The 19,210-nt window shown below is 38.3% G+C and carries 22 protein-coding genes; 7 read left to right on the top strand and 15 right to left on the bottom strand.

Annotated elements, in window-relative coordinates; all coding sequences use genetic code 11:
* Positions 1-6 precede the first annotated feature (6 nt).
* Positions 7-483: a metallophosphoesterase gene (locus TSP02S_RS01410; RefSeq protein ID WP_041081336.1), complete on the bottom strand. Its 477-nt coding sequence runs from the start codon at positions 481-483 to the stop codon at positions 7-9.
* An 88-nt stretch (positions 484-571) separates the two neighbouring features.
* Between TSP02S_RS01410 and TSP02S_RS01405 the strand changes: the two genes are divergently transcribed.
* Positions 572-970, top strand: a complete 399-nt coding sequence (locus TSP02S_RS01405) for a GIY-YIG nuclease family protein (RefSeq protein WP_041081334.1) — start codon at positions 572-574, stop codon at positions 968-970.
* Here TSP02S_RS01405 and TSP02S_RS01400 read toward each other — a convergent pair.
* Genes TSP02S_RS01400 through TSP02S_RS01390 form a run of 3 tightly spaced genes read right to left on the bottom strand, consistent with a single transcriptional unit; the run spans position 930 to position 3,256 of the window.
* The gene (locus TSP02S_RS01400; protein WP_041081332.1) at positions 930-1,634 is read right to left on the bottom strand and encodes an ABC transporter ATP-binding protein; all 705 of its coding nucleotides are present in this window, start codon (positions 1,632-1,634) and stop codon (positions 930-932) included. The genes TSP02S_RS01405 and TSP02S_RS01400 overlap by 41 nt on opposite strands.
* A complete protein-coding gene (locus TSP02S_RS01395; protein ID WP_232503736.1) occupies positions 1,618-2,304 on the bottom strand; it encodes an ABC transporter permease in 687 nt (228 codons plus the stop codon). Before TSP02S_RS01395 ends, TSP02S_RS01400 begins: the two co-directional genes overlap by 17 nt.
* 43 nt (positions 2,305-2,347) lie before the next feature.
* Entirely contained in the window at positions 2,348-3,256 is a 909-nt protein-coding gene (locus TSP02S_RS01390; RefSeq protein WP_041084002.1) for an ABC transporter substrate-binding protein, read from the bottom strand.
* A 135-nt stretch (positions 3,257-3,391) separates the two neighbouring features.
* Between TSP02S_RS01390 and TSP02S_RS01385 the strand changes: the two genes are divergently transcribed.
* Positions 3,392-5,062, top strand: coding sequence for a sensor domain-containing diguanylate cyclase (locus TSP02S_RS01385; protein WP_041081328.1), 1,671 nt, complete (start codon positions 3,392-3,394; stop codon positions 5,060-5,062).
* A 165-nt stretch (positions 5,063-5,227) separates the two neighbouring features.
* On the top strand, positions 5,228-7,006 hold the full coding sequence (locus tag TSP02S_RS10890) for a methyl-accepting chemotaxis protein (RefSeq protein WP_082025854.1): 1,779 nt from the start codon (positions 5,228-5,230) through the stop codon (positions 7,004-7,006).
* Positions 7,007-7,047: 41 nt separating this feature from the next.
* Here TSP02S_RS10890 and TSP02S_RS01375 read toward each other — a convergent pair whose 3' ends face one another.
* From TSP02S_RS01375 to TSP02S_RS01360, 4 genes are all read right to left on the bottom strand, one after another.
* Positions 7,048-7,881 (bottom strand): carbohydrate ABC transporter permease, encoded by an 834-nt coding sequence (locus TSP02S_RS01375; protein ID WP_041081326.1) that lies wholly within the window; start codon positions 7,879-7,881, stop codon positions 7,048-7,050.
* 9 nt (positions 7,882-7,890) lie between these two features.
* Positions 7,891-8,718, bottom strand: a complete 828-nt coding sequence (locus tag TSP02S_RS01370) for a carbohydrate ABC transporter permease (RefSeq protein WP_232503735.1) — start codon at positions 8,716-8,718, stop codon at positions 7,891-7,893.
* A 104-nt stretch (positions 8,719-8,822) separates the two neighbouring features.
* Positions 8,823-10,172 (bottom strand): ABC transporter substrate-binding protein, encoded by a 1,350-nt coding sequence (locus TSP02S_RS01365; protein WP_232503734.1) that lies wholly within the window; start codon positions 10,170-10,172, stop codon positions 8,823-8,825.
* Between the two features lie 15 nt (positions 10,173-10,187).
* Positions 10,188-10,775, bottom strand: a complete 588-nt coding sequence (locus tag TSP02S_RS01360) for an HAD family hydrolase (protein ID WP_052465255.1) — start codon at positions 10,773-10,775, stop codon at positions 10,188-10,190.
* A 208-nt stretch (positions 10,776-10,983) separates the two neighbouring features.
* On the opposite strand from TSP02S_RS01360, the gene TSP02S_RS01355 reads away from it, so the two are divergent.
* From TSP02S_RS01355 to TSP02S_RS01340, 4 genes are all read left to right on the top strand, one after another.
* Entirely contained in the window at positions 10,984-11,412 is a 429-nt protein-coding gene (locus TSP02S_RS01355) for a hypothetical protein (protein WP_041081321.1), read from the top strand.
* A gap of 105 nt (positions 11,413-11,517) precedes the next feature.
* Complete coding sequence (gene minD / locus TSP02S_RS01350) at positions 11,518-12,333, top strand: septum site-determining protein MinD (protein WP_041081319.1); 816 nt, start codon at positions 11,518-11,520, stop codon at positions 12,331-12,333.
* 5 nt (positions 12,334-12,338) lie between these two features.
* On the top strand, positions 12,339-12,611 hold the full coding sequence (locus TSP02S_RS01345) for a hypothetical protein (RefSeq protein WP_041081317.1): 273 nt from the start codon (positions 12,339-12,341) through the stop codon (positions 12,609-12,611).
* Positions 12,612-12,620: 9 nt separating this feature from the next.
* A complete protein-coding gene (locus TSP02S_RS01340; RefSeq protein WP_041081315.1) occupies positions 12,621-13,016 on the top strand; it encodes a secondary thiamine-phosphate synthase enzyme YjbQ in 396 nt (131 codons plus the stop codon).
* 2 nt (positions 13,017-13,018) lie between these two features.
* Here TSP02S_RS01340 and TSP02S_RS01335 read toward each other — a convergent pair whose 3' ends face one another.
* From TSP02S_RS01335 to TSP02S_RS01305, 7 genes are all read right to left on the bottom strand, one after another.
* Positions 13,019-14,149: a type III PLP-dependent enzyme gene (locus TSP02S_RS01335; protein WP_041081313.1), complete on the bottom strand. Its 1,131-nt coding sequence runs from the start codon at positions 14,147-14,149 to the stop codon at positions 13,019-13,021.
* Complete coding sequence (locus tag TSP02S_RS01330) at positions 14,140-15,105, bottom strand: GAF domain-containing protein (protein WP_041081312.1); 966 nt, start codon at positions 15,103-15,105, stop codon at positions 14,140-14,142. Before TSP02S_RS01330 ends, TSP02S_RS01335 begins: the two co-directional genes overlap by 10 nt.
* A 3-nt stretch (positions 15,106-15,108) precedes the next feature.
* The gene (locus TSP02S_RS01325) at positions 15,109-15,528 is read right to left on the bottom strand and encodes an RrF2 family transcriptional regulator (protein WP_041081310.1); all 420 of its coding nucleotides are present in this window, start codon (positions 15,526-15,528) and stop codon (positions 15,109-15,111) included.
* A gap of 16 nt (positions 15,529-15,544) precedes the next feature.
* Positions 15,545-17,260: a peptidoglycan DD-metalloendopeptidase family protein gene (locus tag TSP02S_RS01320; RefSeq protein ID WP_041081308.1), complete on the bottom strand. Its 1,716-nt coding sequence runs from the start codon at positions 17,258-17,260 to the stop codon at positions 15,545-15,547.
* 5 nt (positions 17,261-17,265) lie between these two features.
* Positions 17,266-17,934: a DUF2225 domain-containing protein gene (locus tag TSP02S_RS01315; RefSeq protein WP_232503788.1), complete on the bottom strand. Its 669-nt coding sequence runs from the start codon at positions 17,932-17,934 to the stop codon at positions 17,266-17,268.
* Positions 17,935-18,024: 90 nt separating this feature from the next.
* A complete protein-coding gene (locus TSP02S_RS01310) occupies positions 18,025-18,867 on the bottom strand; it encodes a MurR/RpiR family transcriptional regulator (protein WP_171816297.1) in 843 nt (280 codons plus the stop codon).
* Positions 18,857-19,210, bottom strand: a complete 354-nt coding sequence (locus tag TSP02S_RS01305) for a cupin domain-containing protein (RefSeq protein ID WP_041081302.1) — start codon at positions 19,208-19,210, stop codon at positions 18,857-18,859. The genes TSP02S_RS01310 and TSP02S_RS01305 overlap by 11 nt, the downstream gene beginning before the upstream one ends.

The following is a 19,210-nucleotide window of genomic DNA, read 5'->3' as shown; positions in this document are numbered from 1 at the left end:
AGTCTTTCACACATGGTAGATTTCTATCTCCTTAGTTTGTGGATTCACAAATGCCACCGTTGCTTGGTTTGAGAGATATCCACTCGCATCGCCTGGGTTCACAATCATGGTTTTTGCACTTTTTCTAATATCAACCTTATGAATATGCCCGTAAAAGATGAAGTCGTAATAATTGGCTTCGAGCAATGCTTCAAGCGCACACGGTTCGTGCATTAAAAGAACTCTGTACCCATCTATGACAAGTTCAAGAGGTCCCTTTCTAACCCTTCCAGAAGATTTTTGATTGAGCAATATCACCTCACCATCGTTGTTTCCAAAAACTCCATGAAAATCAAAGCTACCTTTCATGAGTTCAACGAGTGCAAATGGGGAGACAATATCACCACAGTGAAATACATGGGTAACTCCTCTTTTGATTGCTTCTTCAACAAAACATTTGATTTTTACAAGATTATCATGAGTATCAGAGATTACCATCCACATTCTCATATCCCCCTTTGGGTTATAAAACCAAACTCACACATTTTTCGACCAATCAAATGATAACATTTTTTACAGCCGAGGTGATTCTGTGAAAGGAACTTATGTACTTTTGATCAAAGTAAATCAAGACATCAAACTCGATTGTGGAAAAAATTGGCAGATCAAAAAAGGCTTATACGCCTACATTGGTTCTGCAATGAACAACTTACAAAAAAGGATCTGTAGGCACATGAGCGAGCGAAAAAAATATCACTGGCATATAGATTATCTCATGAGATACTCAACGGTTTTATCGGTGTTTATTATTCCTGATGAAAGAAAAGAACTCGAGCTTTCAAAAGAATTTTCAAAACATTTCGCAGGACCAAAGGGTTTCGGATCGAGTGATCTACCGGTAGACACAAATCTCTACAAAATAGATGATCCACAAAAACTGATTTCGCTGATCACTCAACTTTATAAAAATCACCTTGCTGCAAAGACGTGACTTGCTCTTCAATTTCGAGAATTTGAGGATCGAATAAATTGGTGATTTTTCTGTTTAAATCTATCTGCTTGGCAATCGTCGCAGGCTGCCCAGCAAGAACGTATATTTTTTGTGACAAACACGCGGCTTCTCTTATGTCGTGAGTTACGATTATATAAGTCGTACCGAGCTCTTTCAAGATTTTCTGTAAATCCCCTATCAACTTTGATTTAGTCACAAGATCCAAACTCTGAAATGGTTCATCAAAAAGCAATAGATCAGGTTTCTTAACCAAAGCACGAGCCAAATTCAATCTTTGTCTCATTCCACCACTTAATTTTCTTGGTTTATAATCTCTGAACTCTTCAAGCCCTACTAATTTCAGAACACTGAGTATTCGATCTGTATCTTCACAAACAAATAACAGATTCTCAAAAGCCGTACACCAAGGTATCAGACGATCTTCTTGAAATACATAACCAACACTCTTAAAATCTCTTTTAATCTCACCAAAGGTCGGACTGTCAAGAGCTGCAATGATTCTCAGCAATGTTGTTTTTCCACAACCTGATTTACCAACTATCGCTACTGACTGGCCTTCATATAGACTGAAATTGATATCTTTTAGAACCTTCAGTCTTCCGAAATCCTTACATACATTCAACAACTCAAGTACTTTTCTCACTAAAATACCTCTCCCAAAGCGATGAAAAAATCAATTCAAGTACAAGTCCAAACAGCACAGCACTGATGGTAAAAGCAAAAACCTTCGGAGTGTCTATGTAAAATTTCGATTGAAAGATCTGTAATCCAAGACCGCTATCACCAATCAGATATTCAGAGACAATAGCCGCTTTCCACATAGTACCAATACTCACGTTTATAGCCGAAAGCAAAAATGGCAAGACAGAGCCAAGATAGATTTTTTCAAAAACCCTTTTTTTCGAGACAGAATATATCCTTGCCATCTCGAGCAACCTGACATCCACCGCTCTAACACCTTCGGCAATGTTGAAGACCACCGTAGGCAGTAGAGTCATAAAAACAATGAAGACGACGCCCTTCCACCCTATACCCCACAGAAGTATCACCGTACTCAACCACGAAACAACTGGAACAGACCGAACAATCATCAGAAGAGGACGAAATAATTCATACAATCTCTGCGATATACCAATCACAAACCCTAAAAACAAACCCGTCAATAGAGCGAGTATCAATCCCAAAAAGGCTTTGTAGAAAGTTTGCCACAAATAAATAAATAACTGCCCAGTCTTTGCAAGCTCAAAGATCTGGGCAACAACGAGATTTGGATTAGGAAAGACTAAAGAAGATCCAACAAGAAAAGATATCATATACCAAAAACATATCAAAAAAACTATCCCGAGCAAAAACCACTTAGAACGCGAAGAAAGCATCATCTGGAAGTGTCGGCATAGCCTCTGGCTCAATCTGTTTTACTGTATTCAAATAAAAGACGATATCTTCTTTTTGATCCTTCGCAGATCGATACTCATACAGGGTTCTTCTCAGAGATTCTTCTATGACTTCCGGACTCGTACCACCAAGGTATTTTGCAGAGAGTTGAGATACTTCCTTTGGATTTTGCTTGGCATAATCGATCGATCTTTTAATCGCATCGAGTGCTTGCAAAATCTCTTGTGTTTTCTGAAGAAGTTCTCCTCTGACAAAGACGCCTGTGATTGGTACCTCTGGCTTTTTTCCTGTGAGCTGTGACCAAATCTGCTGTAAGTCAAACGCAATCGATGCAGAAGCATTTCTCAACGCGAGTGTGACAAATGGCTCTGGAAGAACGGCAATTTTTACCTTTCCAGCACTCATAAGCGCAACAATCTCATTTTGAACCGCGTATTTTATAGAGGCATTTGAGAGATTATATTTTTCTACCAAAAATCTTATCAAAACATCACCTGTCTGTCCCTTACCTTGAGGTGTGTAGATTTCTTGGTTGTTCAAATCTTCAACAGAACTGAGTTTAATATCCTTAGTAACAACATAAAAACCACTCCAGAGCGTCACAGCAGCAAGTCTCAAATCTACATTTTTTAAATAAAGAGTTGTTCCAATTGAAACCGGCAAAACTACTATATCAACCGATTTAGCGGCTATCTGTGCACTCACTTGATCAAGTGTCCGCCAAAAATCAATCTTCAACGGTACATCTGAACTCACCTTTTCTTCAAGCAAAGCAGCAACACTTACCACAGTTGGACCAGCTGGAACAAGAATATTCAATGAAAAAACACTCACAGTGACAAGTAATGCTATTAGAACTAAACTTTTCATCATAGATCACCTCGTCTTTAATTTTATAACAATTTCTGAGTAAAACAAGAATCAGAACATGGTGTTAAAAAATGATTCATATCCACAAAACTATGATATATTACACTTGACAAATTTAAAACAGGAAGTGTTCCGATGATAAGACAAGTTTTTTTATTCATCATTGTCTTTGCCATTGTTCTAACTATATTCGCCTTCTTGAACCATCAAAGATTTGACCACAGTATACAATTGGCAAAAACAGCATATCTTGGAAAGGTAGAGCAAACCGCGAAATACATAAGCGTTATGTACTTTCAACGCGACTCTACTCTAAGATTGTTTTTCCAAAATGACACACAGCAAATAGAAAAGCTTTTCACAGAGATCAGGCAAGAATTTCCAGAGATTAGAGAACTGAAGGTTCTAAAAGTAAATCAACACACTGCGGAACCCTACCAAATAGAATTGATTGACGAAAATTTGGCAATCAAATTCAATATCTACACAGAGAATTTAAATCTCTACGTTCCTGGTAAAGTAATTTTAGCAACATTGGACTCGCAGGAAATATTGAATTCACTTGGCGTTAGAAATATCAAAATCAGTAAAACAGGAAAAGACTTTACCTTTGGTTTGAAATATCAACGTATATCTTCAGATTTAGATGTTTTTTCATTCTTAAATGCTTTATTGGTTTCAACCATCATCATGTTGTATTCTATCTGGAACAATACTAAAACAAGGTTCTCAGTAGAAAGAATTCTGTGGAAAAAATCAGAAAGAGAAAGAAAGGCTTTGCAAATCATTTTAGATTTAACAGGAAAGTACTTACAGGGAAAGATAGAACAGCCTTACCAGACTCTACTTGAAAAAGCGATAGAGATTGTACCTGGTGCTCAAAGTGGTACCGTTCTTGTGAAAGAAAATGAAAGATATAAATACGTGGCCTCATTTGGATATGATTTAAAAGAGCTTTCAAAAATTTCTTTTAGTACTCAAGAGATCTCTCAATGGACCTCGGGTGAGTTTTTCATAAGAACAGGTTTAAAGCAATACGACGAATCGAACATATCATCAGAAAGATTGGAGATTCTTAGGAAAGCCGGCAGGATAGACGAGATTAAATCCACCCTTATAATACCCGTCAGGATAAATTCGGAGATCACACTTTTGTTCAATCTGGACAATTTTGACAAAGAAGATGCATTCACAAGTGAATCAGTAGAACTTGCAAAACTCTTTGCGAACCACCTTGCGATGATTTTGCACAGAATAAACTTTGAGAGACAACTTGTACAACAACAAGAATTGATGGAATATCTTTCATTTCATGATACATTAACTGGACTTGCTAACAGAAGAATGTTTGAAGAATTCAGTGAAAAAATAATCTCGCTTGCAAAAAGAGAAGGTAAGAAAGTGAGTGTTCTGTTCATGGATCTGTGTAAATTCAAAAAGATCAATGATGAATATGGACATCACACAGGAGATGAAGTGTTGAGAATAGTTGGAAGTAGATTGGAAAAATTAACCAGAAGTAGCGATCTTGTCTCAAGGTTTGGTGGAAATGAATTCGTCATGATACTTTATGATTGTTCGATGACCGATGCCGAACATTTTGTGGAACGCGTAATAAAATCAATCGAAGAACCAATCGAGATCTCTGGTATGAATTTCCACATTTCAGCCAATATAGGCATAGCAGAATATCCAGAAGATGGTGAAAATATAGATCAACTCATAAGGAATGCAGATTCTGCGATGTATTATGCAAAAAAGCAAAACTTAGTATGTGCAAAAATTTCAGAATGCCAAGATAATTAAAAAATCAATCGTGTTGAATTTGATTTCAAAAGCAACGGGTAAAGAGGTTGCATGCAAACCAACTTTTGAAGATAGGTCACTTAAAGGTGCAAACTCCTCAGGAAGCTCTACTTTACTTTTATATAATACTTGAGACTTTGGGTAACTTTTAATGGAGGTGAATTTATGAAGACAATACGTGGTAAACTACTGTTGTTCTTATCTTTGCCAGTATTTGCTATACTTACCTTTTTGGTTTTTTATGGTTCAAACCTTGTTAAGGTAACGATTTATGCAGAAAGGAAACTGAAGCAGAAACATGTTGTAGAAACTGCATATTCAATTATAGAGAATTACTACAAACTTTCTCAACAAGGAGTCATGACAGAAGAACAGGCGAAGAACACGGTTAAGGAGATTATTAAATCCTTGCGCTACGAAGGTGTTGAATATTTCTGGATCAATGATGATGTATTGCCTTATCCAACCATGATTATGCATGCAACCACTCCTACTTTGAATGGGAAGGTATTGGATGATCCTAAGTACAACTGTGCAACTCTTATGGAAACAATTAGTGACCGAAAGATTACGAAAACTGATGGAAAGAAGAACCTATTCCAGGCTTTCGTGGAGGTAACGAATGCAGATCCAAATGGCGGTTATGTACAATATCTGTGGACAAAACCTTTGAAAGATGGCACAACATCAAGGGAGTTGTATCCGAAGCTATCTTTTGTGAAAAAGTTTAAACCCTGGGGTTGGATCATAGGAAGTGGCGTCTATATAGATGATATCCAACAATCCTTCCAAAGGAGAATCTTGTCTTATTTATTCATAACAATTCCGTCATTTGTAGGCTTTTTAATCTTGATCTTCTTGATTAGTTTCTCGATATCCAATCCTATTAAAGTGCTTGCAGACAAAGCCATTGAATTTGGTAAAGGGGATCTAACAGTGAAATTTGAAACAAAAGGCAAAGATGAAGTATCACAGATGGCACAAGCCTTAGAACAAATGGCAGAATCATTGAAAGAATCTATGAGAACAATCCAAGAAGGATCAAACCAAATACATGCATCTTCAGAGAATTTAGCAAGCACAGCTCAAGAAGTGAGTGCAACCAGTGAAGAATTATCCTCACAGATGGAAGAAGTAAATAAATCAGCACAGAATGCAAGTGCATCGATACAAGAAGTGACAAGTGGTATAGAAGAAGTAGCAGCCAGTGCACAGAACGTATCTAAATCAGCTCAAGGATTAACAGAAAAAGCATCAGAGGTGAACAATGCAGCCAAAGAAGGAGAGAAAGCAGTACAGAGTATAGTACAGATAATAAACCAGACCAAAGAGAAATCAACACAAACAGAGAAGGCAGTGAATGAATTAAGTGAAAGGGCAAAGAACATACAAGAGATAGTACAAACAATAAACTCAATAGCAGAACAGACAAACTTATTGGCATTGAATGCAGCGATAGAAGCAGCGAGGGCAGGAGAAGCAGGTAGGGGATTTGCAGTAGTAGCAGATGAGATAAGAAAACTTGCAGAAGAGAGTAAGAAAGCGACAGACAAGATAGGACAGATATTGAATCAGATCCAACAAGGAGCACAACAAGCGAGTATAGTTACAACTGAGACGGTGAAGGTAGTAGAGAAGGCAACAGAACAATCTGAGGTAGTAAGAGAAAGGTTAATGAATATTCTAAAACAAGTAGAGACGATAAGTAGTCAGATAGAGAGTTTAGCAGCGAGTGCACAGGAACAGAGTGCAGCAGCACAAGAGATGAGTAGTGCAATGGACAGTGCAACAAAGTCAATAACATCCATAGCACAACAGATAGAAGAGATGACTCAAGCAGTAAAACAACAAGCTGATTCAAGTCAAAGTGTTTCAAGTGCTTCTGAAGAGTTATCTTCTATCGCTGAAACTCTTGTTGAACAGGTTAGAAAGTTTAAGATTTAGAAAAAAGGGGCACTTCACGTGCCCCTTGTTATATTTGAACATCACTTAATAGCCCCAACGGTAATACCCTGTAGGAAATACCTTTGAAATGCAAAAAAGACTATGAGCATTGGAATGGCAGCATAAGTCGCACTCGCCATGTGTAATGCATATTCCATGGGAATTTCTTCACGTATCATCACAAGACCTGCTTGGAGTGTCTTCATCGCTGTTGTGTTCGTGACTATCAATGGCCATAGGAAGTCGTTCCATTCGTTGACAAAAGTGAAGATCCCGAGAACAGCTATTGCTGGTTTGGATATGGGAAAGATGATCTTCCAAAATGTCTGAAACTCACTTGCCCCATCTATTCTGGCAGCCTCGATGATCTCGTCGGGCAATGTCACCATGAATTGTCTCATCAAAAATACGCCAAATGGTGCTGCTACACTGGGTAATATCAAACCCCAATAGGTGTTTATCATTCTCAAGTTTGACACAATTATGTACAAAGGTATGAGCGTAACTTGATTGGGTATCATCATAGATGCAATATAGATCCAGAAAAATATCTTGGCGCCGGGGAATTTCTTTTTTGCAATTGCATATCCCGCCATAGCACACAAAATTATTCTGATCGCAGTGACAGATCCGGCAACGACAGCACTATTGAATGTCCATCTGATCATGTACGGTCTTTGAAGTAGTTGTTTGAAATTCATCAGCGTGGGATTTGTTGGAAAGATCTCTGGTGGAAATTTCAAGACCAGTGTTGGTGGTTTGAGAGCAGTCACAACCATCCAGTAAAGTGGTATGAAAGCCATTAAACCAAGTACAAATAAGATAATTAACGAAATTGTATTCTTGATCCATTTTGTACGATTGATCTTAGTCATCAAATCACCTCAATATTGAACATTTGAACCAAGCCATTTGAATTGAATTATGCCAAGGCCAACCAGAATCACAAACATTACCATAGACATCGCAGATGCCAAGCCCAAATTGTAATCTCTAAAGGCTGTAGTGTATACAAGATATGCAACTGTGATCGTTGAAAATTCTGGACCTCCTTGGGTCATAACGTATATATTGGAAAAGGTTTGAAAATTCGCTATAGTTCCCATAACAAGTGCATATAAAATGGTAGGTTTAAGCAATGGAACGGTTATCTTCGAAAAAATATTCCAAGAATTAGCCCCTTCTATCTTTGCTGCCTCAAAATAGTACTCTGGTATAGAAGCCATAGCTGCAGACAACAATACAATCGTAGAACCTCCACCCATAATCACCTGCATTGCAATAAGTGATGGCATAGCTGTGAATTTGTTTCCAAGCCAGATAACAGGATTTAGTTTCATCAATTTCATGAAGTAATTCAATAAACCAAAGGTTGGATTGAATATCCACAACCAGATCAAAGAGATGATAACTGAAGAAGTCACGTGTGGCAAATAGAAAATCGTTTTGAAGAATGTCTTAATAGGTCTTCGAAATGGGTATATCAAAACCGTCACAAGCAGTGCTTTACCAAGCCATAGCGGAACTACACCAAAGGTATATATAAAAGTGTTCACAAGTGCTTTTTTGAACAGCCAGTCACTGAAGATCTCTTTATAATTTTCTAATCCTATGAAAGTTTTTGAAAAAACATTGTAGTCAAATAAGCTAAGGTATACACCACTACCCACGGGAATTAAAAAAAAGATCAGAAACAAAACAAAATGCGGCAACAAAAAGAAATACCCATACCTGTTTTTGTATATTCGTTTGAACAAGCTCAAGTTACATCACCTCACAAAAAATCAAGGGACGACCTTGTGGTCGTCCCGATGTCTTATTTTGTTTTCTTTAGAATTTTATTTGCTTCTGTAACAAAGTCATCTAAGGCTTTTTGAGGTGTCTTTGTTTTGGCAAATGTCGCTTCAAGAGCCGCTACAAAGTGTGCATTCATTTGAGACCATGGAAATTCTTCACTTCCAAAAAACTCTACACCGTATTTTCCCATGATTTCTGAATACTTTCTCACTTGCTCGTTCATGTATGGATCGTTTTTGTAAAGTGTCTCATTAACAGATTTTCTCGCTGTTAGATATTGGAGTGTTTCAAGTAGGGCAATGTTTTGCTTGTTGGTTATGAATTTGAGAAATTCAAAGATCATATCCCTTTTCTTTGCATCGTTTTGTTTGAAGACAATGAAACCACTCCCTCGAGCATATGCCACCGGATCCTTGCCTTCAACATGTGGAAATGGAGCAATAACTGGATAGAATGCCTCGGAGAGACGACCCTCTTTTACATAGCGCGTGATCCTACCTATCTCGTATGGCCCACCAAAACCTATGCTCGCTTTGTGTGTGTGAAAGTAACTTATCACACCATAAATGTCGAGTGCCTCGGCTCCCTTTGGTGCAACACCGTATTTTTCTATCAGATCAAGGACAAATTGCAGGCCTTTAACTGCCTCGGGGCTGTTGAGAATCACTTCTGACTCATCTTCATTTGTCAATCTCCCACCAAATGCATAAATGAAATTCAAAACGTTGTGAACCATATCACCCTTTGCCCCAAGTGCAAGTGCATAATGATCAATCTGTCCATCACCATCACTGTCCCAAGTGAGTTTCTTGCATATCTCTACAAATTCTTCCATTGTCCAACCTTCATTGACGATCTTTCGCCAGTCGATACCAGCTTTCTCAAAATCTGGTGTATAAAGGAGCATTGTCGAACCCATGCCATTTGTTCCATAAACCCATGGCCACACATAGTGCTTTCCGTTGATATAACCAGCCTTCAAACACTGATCGTAGAAATCATTCCAATCTTCTTGAGAAAGATAGTCATCAATTGGCTCAAGCAAACCACTCTTCGCCCATCGACTATCCCAAACAGGTCCCTTGAAAAAGTCCGGCTGAGTCTTTGTGGCAATAGCTGCTGCGAGTTTCTGAGCATATTCTTGGTTTGTCACAAGAACGTATTTAACTTCTACGTCTGGATGGAGCTTCATAAATTCTTCAGAAACCCATTTTGGAAACTCTTCACCCGTTAAAGCCTTATCTGCAGGATGACCAGGGGGGGCTATTCTCCAGGGGTTGATCCACCAAGTTATCGTGATTTTTGCCGGTAAGACTATCGTACCAACAAGGATCAGCATTACAAAAAGAGTTTTCCAGCCTACCTTCACAAAAATCTCCCCTTTCTATTTGTTTGACAGAAGTTGTAAATCGAGCAACTTCTGTCGAAGTTCTTGTGCATCAGTGAAAAGGATTGATTCAATACCCAATTGTGATGCCATTTGAACATTTTCTCTCATGTCATCAACAAAAACAACTTGTACAGGTGAGACTCTTTCTTCTTTCAATATATGAAGATAAAACTGAGGATCAGGCTTCATATAACCCACTATGTGCGAAGCGTATACTTTATCGAAAAATCCGTAATCTCCTCTCTTCAAATGTATCTTGTAATGTGATTCAATTGTATTCGTACCAGCTACAACTCTGTAGGTGATTTTCAACTGGTTTATTATTTGTACTGTCTGTGTATTCAATCTGGGATTAAAAAACTTTGCCCATAAATCTTCAGTAACAGCAATACCAGATATGCGAGAAAATTCTGTCCAAAACTGTTCTAAGCTGATCATTCCCGTTTGAATCTCTTTCAAACCTGCTTGGTTTGCTACATCCAAAAATTCAGGTTTCGAAAGACCAAGGTATTCACATATATTGGGGACCACAGAAGTATTTTCACACACCACACCACCTATATCAAATATGAAAAGTCTCAACGTCAGCACTCCTTTCAGATTCATGACAAAGATACTATAACATAGATTTAGACATGTCTCTATGTAATATCTTTTGATCTATATTCGTCGCTAAAAAGGATGGAAAAATTATGATTTTTGTGGTTTAATCTATTTTGCATCCATTGAACTGTGTTGAAGATAACCATGTCTATTAATGGAAGAAATAACAATGTGGAGGTGATTTGATATGCAACCTTGGATGGAGAAATATGTAACGACAAAGGAAGAAAGGAGTATGCTAAAGCAATTACTTCAAACAGGCGAGATCGCCGATCTTGAGAGCACCTTCGGAGATGATTTTGTGAGAGAGCTGATCGAGAACTCTGAACACCTCGAATCTTATGGAGACTACGAAATATTAAAATTCACCGATGAAGGAAAGGTTAGGTTAATAGCTATAGGATATGAAAGAAAACATGGAATTCCTTATATAGTGCAAGAACTCATCTTGGATAAGAATGAGTACAGTGAATCAAGTATTGAAGAAATCAAAGAACTCATTGACAGTGAGTATATCGAAGAAGACAGCGAAGAAATTGAAAAACTCGTTGATATTGACGAGTATGAAGACACTGACGATTACGATGATATCGACGAGTATGATGACTATAATTAATTTTGATTCAGAAAATCTTTGAAGAATTACGACATAATTTTCTATTGTGGTAAAATTCAATTAAAAGATCTACTTTTTGCCCACTGTTGGAAGGTGGTGAAATAGGTGGCAAAGGTAATCGTGGTAACTTCGGGGAAAGGTGGTGTTGGTAAGACCACGATAACGGCAAATCTTGGTTGTACACTGGCTAAACTCGGTGAAAAAGTTTGCCTAATTGATGCCGATATAGGCCTGAAGAATCTCGATGTTGTCCTTGGGCTTGAGAATAGAGTCGTATATACATTGCTGGATGTTGTGAACGGAAAGGTAAATGCCCAAGAAGCCTTAGTAAGGCACAAGCAAATGAGAAATCTGTATCTACTCGCAGCTTCACAAGTTGCCACAAAAGAAATGGTTTCCCCAGAAGATATGAAAAATATCGTGAAATCGTTGTATCCAGTATTCGATTATATTTTGGTCGATTCCCCCGCTGGCATCGAAAGAGGTTTTAGAAATGCTGTTGCGGCAGCGGAAACTGCTCTGATAGTTACGACTCCTGAATTACCAGCGATCTCCGATGCCGATAGAGTGGTGGGATTGCTTGAAAATTTCGGGTTCAATGATCGATCTATGAAGGTAATACTCAATAGATTCAAAATCAAGATGGTCAAAGCGGGTGAAATGTTAACACAACAAGATGTGGAGTCAACTCTTGCTTTGGAAATCATAGGTGTTATCCCCGATTCTGAGGAAGTTATTATAGCAACAAACAAGGGATTACCGGTTGTCTTAAATGGAGATATGTCGGTATCAAAGGTCTTTGAGAACATTGCAAAACGCCTTAAAGGTGAATCAATTCCCGTGGATGAGGATATATCTCAAATCTCTGAAAAAGGGTTCGTCGCGTTCTTTAGAAATCTTTTCGGTAGGAAAAGGGGATGATGTCTGTGTGGTTCTTTGGACTTTTTAAGAGAAGAAAACGCGAAAGAAGTAGAGAAACCGCTTATAAAAGATTAGAGACAATTTTGGAACGCAGACGACCCGTAGCGGTAACTGAGATAGTCCCCAAGAATGAGTTCGAAGAGAATTCAGAAAAAATAAAACAAAGAATTGTCGATTGGGTGAGCGATACTTTTAAAGTTGAAAGAGACAGAGTCAAGGTGGAATTCGAAGAACACAATGGTTACATAGTCATAATAACAAATGTTTTGTTCGAATGAGGTGGTCCCTTGAAGACTTTCACAGTGAGATCATCCCAACGTGAAGAGTTCATCGATATTTCTCATGAGATTCAAAGAATGATTGACGAATCAAATGTTAAAGAAGGTATTTGTTTTGTATTTGTCCCACACACGACTGCGGGTATTACAATAAATGAAGGTAGCGATCGATCTGTTAGGTTTGATATATTAAAAAGGCTTGCAGAATTGGTACCAGAAAACTTGAAATATGAACACCTTGAAGGAAATGCCGATGCGCATATAAAGACTTCTCTGGTAGGATCTTCGGCTTCGATTCCGATTTTTGGTGGAAAACTAACCCTGGGAACCTGGCAAAAGATCTTCTTATGTGAATTTGATGGCCCCAGGGTTAGAACAGTTTTTGTTCAGGTTATTGAAATTTGAGCTTACTTCAGATCCTGCACGAAATAGACTTTGGGTGAAGGTATTCCGTTGAAATTTGTTCCATATTCGACTGTATACGCTCCAGCGTTTATGAAATAGACTATATCATCCAGTGTTATATTGTAAGGTAGCATCGCATCGTCATAGACTTTATCCACACTATCACAGGTTGGACCTGCCAGGACGAACGGTATCTTCTGTTCTGATTCTTTACCATCGACTTGTATCTCATACCTGAAATTCTCAATGGTTTCCATTAAACCATGAAAGACACCAGCATCTATGTAGACCCATTCCTCACTTCCTCTTTGGCATCTCAAAAGAACTTTACTCACCAATATCGCTGAATTACCGACCATAGATCTACCGGGTTCCGCAAAGATCTGCAACCCCTTGACTCCATAAAGATACTCGTTAACCGATTGCAAAACTATATGCCCGATCTCTTCGACAGTGGGTATAGGTTTAACATGCTTTATCGGTATACCCCCGCCTATGTCTAATATCTTCAAATTTATTCCAAAATTTCTATCTGCCCAGTAGAATATCTTTGCCACCCTTTCAATTGCATTTGACCAACTGTGTGGGTCGTAATTCTGTGAACCGACATGAAAACTGACCCCAACGGGTATCAACCTCAATTTCTGAGCATATGCGATTAAGTCAACAGCAACTAACATATCAACACCAAATTTTCTCGATAAAGGCCAATCACTGTGAGTATTCTCCACAGCAACACGTATCACTACCTGCGAACCTGGTGCATTCTCTGCTATCTTTTCAAGCTCCATCGTCGAATCTGCTGCAAAAAGATCCAAGCCAAGATCATAAGCTGCAGCAATATCTTTCTCTCGCTTGATAGGATTTGCGAAGATCATCCTGTCTGGTGTGACACCAAGATCTATCAGCTTTCTTATCTCTCCTATTGAAGCCACATCAAAGTTACTACCAAGATCTCTGAGTCTTTCGATTATTCTCGGATGGCTATTTGCCTTGATTGCATAGAAGATCTTACATCCAGGGATCGCTTTAGAGAGTTTTTTGTAGTTTTCTTCCACAATGTCTAAGTCGATCAATAAAAAAGGTGTTTCAAAATTCTTAGCAGCTTTTCTGACAAGTTCACTCACTTCCACTCGGTATCACTCCTCATCTTCTTAGAGATTTTTTCACAAATGGTATTCAAAAACCGATCATCACTTTCATCAAAAGGATTGAGTACATGGCTGTCTATGTCCAGTTCTCCAAAAATCTTTTCAGATAACTTTATGGGTACAACGATTTCAGCCTTCACCTTGGGACTGCAAGAAAGATAATTGGTTTCCCTCGAAACGTCTTGAACAAGAAAGGTCATGCCAGTCGCAGCCGCCTGTCCACAGATACCTTTTCCAAAAGGTATCCTAACATGCTCTGTTGGCTCACCCACAAATGGTCCTAATACGAGTTCGTTTGCTTTATTTTGATCCACCAAATAAAAACCAACCCAATCATAATAAGCGACATTTGAATACAAAAGCTCACAGATCATCTTCATCGAATCTGCCAAATTGTGTTTTTCAAGTATTTTGTCTATCTCATGTGTCAATCGTATAAATAGTTCTTGTTTTGGAATATAGTCACCTGTATACATACCATCTCTGAAGGATTTCACCGCCTGGAATGTAACTTCGGCAACTTTATCGATAATTCCTTTTTTGTAAAGCGATAAAAGGTCTATTAAGATGACATTTTCCCGATTCCCTTCAACTACAACCCAGTCCTTTAAACCAAGCAAGCCCGTCAGAATTATTGAAAAATCTTCTCTTTGTAATTGAAAAAGGTCATGTCTATGGGAAACAAGTTTTGAGCAATACAGTTTCTGATCCCTTGATGTCTCATGCCAATATTGCATTAAACTATCTAACAAAGGACGTCTTAGTTCATCAAGTAACTCCTTCACTTGTTCTTGTGAAAGATCAAGTCTTTCCTCATAATTATGAATAATTGGTTCATGTTTTTCACTGTATTTTTTCCAGTATTTATACCAATCTTTTTTGTCGTATCTCAGAATCTCAAAGAAATCATCTGCTATATTTTGAACCAGATTTCTCATCTTTCAATCATTCCCTTCACAATGTTCAAGCAAATCTTTAAGAGTCACCGACCTTAATGTTTCTTCAACAGCCCTTTGCAGTTTTTTCCAGATCAATATACGAATGACACAAGTCGAAGGATCATTGCAGCATGTTTCATCCATGGTACATTTGATGATCTTCTCTGGTTCATCGACGGCTTTGACAACATCAAGTGCATTTATTTGATCGGCAGGTTTTGTTAAACGATAACCTCCTTTTCTCCCACGTGTGGAATGTATTATTCCAGCCTCTTTGAGCTCAACCATGATCTTTTCTGCAAATTCCTTTGGTACCTTAACCCTTCCAAGTACAGACGCAAGTGAAATTGGCTCAACTTTCTCGCAGTTTGCTATTTCCAATAAAATCTTAAAGGCATACTCACTTTTGATCGTGATACCCAAGGTTTTCTACCTCCATTCACCTCGATTGGGAGGTTACAATATAAACATCAACATAAGATCGCATGTTCGCAAATGCTTGCTTCAGACTACTTGTATAGATGTCTATTTTGTCGTTCTTAATGGCTAAACCGGTGTCTTCAACCTTGAAAAATCCGTAATTAGGTTTATCGGAAAATTGCGGGATGTAAACAACACTACCCAGAGGAATAACCGACGGATCGGCTGCGATAGTCCACCAATCTTTGGGTACAGTACCGCTTGCCGTCATACGGAAGGTTGGGTGTTCTGGTAACTTTGCATCTTCCCATTCTGAGTAATACGTTGCCTCAAATTTTCCAGCGTATTTGAGAAGTATTCTTAAAGGATCTCTCGGCTCACCGTCTATCCAGATCTCAAAATGAAAGATAGTATCGACCGTACCTATACTCTGACCACTCGTCAACCACTGACCTTGTGAAGTTTCAACGGTGCTTAGGTTTCCATAAATTGCCAATATGCCATTTCCATGGTCTATTCGGATATGATATCCATTTTCATCTTCCATGATGTTCACAACTCTGCCTGGTAAAATCGCATAAACTTTTCTCTGATCGGTCACTTTGATATCTATTCCAGTTCTCGCACCACCATTGACTGGTTCAGAAAAAACACCTACCACATCTTGTGGATTCAATGGATAACTCAATGGATATTTAAACAACGAACTGGTATCTTCTATTGGTATCTTTATCCTCTGACCAACGAGTAATTTATTGGCATCTTGAATTTGGTTTAGCTCCATTATTTGTCTTAAGCTACTTTGCTTTAAACCATACGCTTGGATTATGCTCGATAATGTATCTCCAGATTTCACGATGTATGTTATGTATCCCTGATCAAGCTTCAGGAATCTGTCTCTATCATATTCACGGACAACACCACGAAGAGTTTCGAGTTCTGTAGCCAATTGCCGAACCAAAGCAGTCGTATTGGCAATATACTGTTGCAATTCTGCGGAATTACCAGTAGGAACGGTCTTAGTCTGGGATTCAAGCATTTTTTGAAAATCCCGTCTTAGGCTGGATTCTGTCTCTTTCAAGGCAGATCTCAACTGGCTTATCTCAGTCTCAACAAAAGAGAAATCTCCAACGTATTGTGCTTGAGGAGTCTGAGAAGCCAATTTTTCTATGGTGTTTTCAATGGATTTTATTCTCGATGAAAGTTCCAAAACTTCCAAAACTTGGTTTGAAATTGAAGTGACAGAATTTTCTAAGCTACTCAACCTTGTGGCAATCTCCTTTGCATCGACTTGCTCCAAGAGTTGTTCAGTCTGTCGAATAAATCTTTCATAAGCTAACTGTTGTTGTTTTTGAGAGGCTTCAAGGTCGCCCAATCTGTAGATCAATTCTCTTATATCTGAGACATTTAGAGCTGCCGAAAGTTGACTATAACGCATTTCAAGGGAAGTAATTCTCGCCAAGACACTTTTTAAATCATCTTGTGAGACTATTGGAATGTTTTTCTGCTCGTTTATAGCCTGTTTAGCTGCTGCAACTTCAGTATTTATCCTTGAAACTTCTTTTTGAAGATTTTGCAAATCCTTCTGATTTACAACGTTGCTCTTCTCAATCTGAGAAATCCTGTATTCGAGATCATCCAATCTTCTGTTTATCTGCTGCAACAAATCTTGATCATATGGACTACATGCAAATATCAGTAATAAGACAAAGGGAAGAAAGAGAAGCTTTTTCATACGTTTCACTTCCTCATAGTAACTTCCTGCCATTCCTTACGTGCTAATTTGACATAAACAGAATTGTTGTTTCCAAACTTTTGTATCAGTGTTGAAAACCACCTGACTGCTTCTTTTTTGTTGGAAAGTCGTGCGTTTAGTTCTCCAAGATAAAAAAGAACCATTACCTGTTGATCATTAGAAAGTTCCTCTTTTGTGTAGCTTTCCATAAAATGCTTCAATGCACTACTGAGTGCTTTGGCTTCTTCGTCGTGATTTTTCAAATCTCTGAAAATCCAAGCGAGTTTCAAATATGCCTCGGCAGCTCGCAAATGTTTTTCAAGTATTGTGTAAACCGCAGCTGTTATTGTGAAGATCGAAACACCATCTTTTAAGTTTCTATCTTTTGAAAGATTGATTGACAACATTGATTTCAACTTTTCACACAGTTTTACAAGCATTTCTTTTTGTCTTTGAGAAAAAGATATCTCAAAATCATTTTCAAAGGCAGTATAGAAACACTCTGGACAGGTTACAGGTTGGAACAACATGACATTGACACCATCATAAGTTGGTTTTAAATCACTATCACGCTCTTTTATTTTGATAGCATCACTGAATACACGGACAGAATGAAATACTTTACCGCAGATAGGACATTTGAACTCCTGCTCCCAAAAGGTTTGCAAAACCACACCTCCGCATGAGTATGCTGTGTGAATTATATCACTGATTATTCCGACTTTATTTTGCAACTTTTTTCCAGAACCATTAGTTTTTTGAGATCATTCATAACCATACTCTCTGCGGATTTTCTCAAGATTCTTGAGATTTTCGAGGCTTACCTCACTGATAGCGGCCAGTTCAAAAAGCAGAGCATCTGACATGATTACAGGTATAGCCATAGATCGATAACTACCAATTCCCCCGCGTTCAGTAACAATTACCTCATCTGCCAATTCACCCAAAGGGCTGAGTGACTTATCCGTGAACAGTATGTTTTTCCCGCCCCTCTTTCGAGTTTCGGAAAACAATATTCTCAACTCAAAATTGATCTTCCTGTACGCAAAGCCTACAGAAACATCACCTTTTCTTATATTCACTATATGCTCAAAAAATGAACGACCTGTCATGTTGAAAAACCATGTTTTCTTGCCAAATCTGTTCAACCAAAATGAAAGTTCAAAGGCAGGTACAACAGCTGCACCTTCACCAAAAACATATACATCATCTGCATCATATATAATCCTTGCGGCATTTCTTAAATTTTTCGTCAGTTCTGAAATATTCATATTTTTGAAAACAAAATCGTGTGTTTTAATCAATTCTTCAAGCACAGATTCGGATCTGGCTGCCTTTATACCTTCCTCAACTTTTCTTGAAGAACTCATGTTGTTGACGAGCGCACGCTGAAACTCTTCTTTCATGTCGGAATATCCTTTGTATCCCAAAATTCGAGCAAACCTTATAACTGTGGTTTCACCAACCCCTGAGGCTTTGGCGAGTTGATCTGCACTCATCAAAGTGATCTTGGATGGGTTGTCAATAATAAATTCGGCAACTTTCTTTTGGCTTTGTGTGAGTTTTGAATAGACCTTTTGGATCTTTTTTCTGTACTCAGTGTTCATAATCAAGTTTAAAAACCCATTGCTGGTAAGATTCATTTATAATTACTCTGTGCGCAAGACCGGCTGGGATTAACAAAATATCCCCAGTTTGCATTTCAAATTGTTCACTCATCTCAATTGAATTACTTCGAAACTCACCTTCGGCTATCTTTTCTATTTCTCCAATGAGTTTACCAACCTGCACAATGGCCCTTCCCGTCAATGCGACGTACAGATCATGTTGAAATTCATGAACCTCTGCTTTACCCGTTGAAGGACCTTTTATGGTGACCTTTCTTGCTTGAAATCCCTTTGCTATATTCACTAATTTATCTGCCGATGAAAGTTTCACTGCTTTTTGCAT

Source organism: Thermotoga profunda AZM34c06, assembly GCF_000828675.1.
GTDB lineage: Bacteria > Thermotogota > Thermotogae > Thermotogales > DSM-5069 > Pseudothermotoga_B > Pseudothermotoga_B profunda.
The sequence above is the reverse complement of the archived record's forward strand: the minus strand, read 5'-3'. Positions and strand labels throughout refer to the sequence as shown.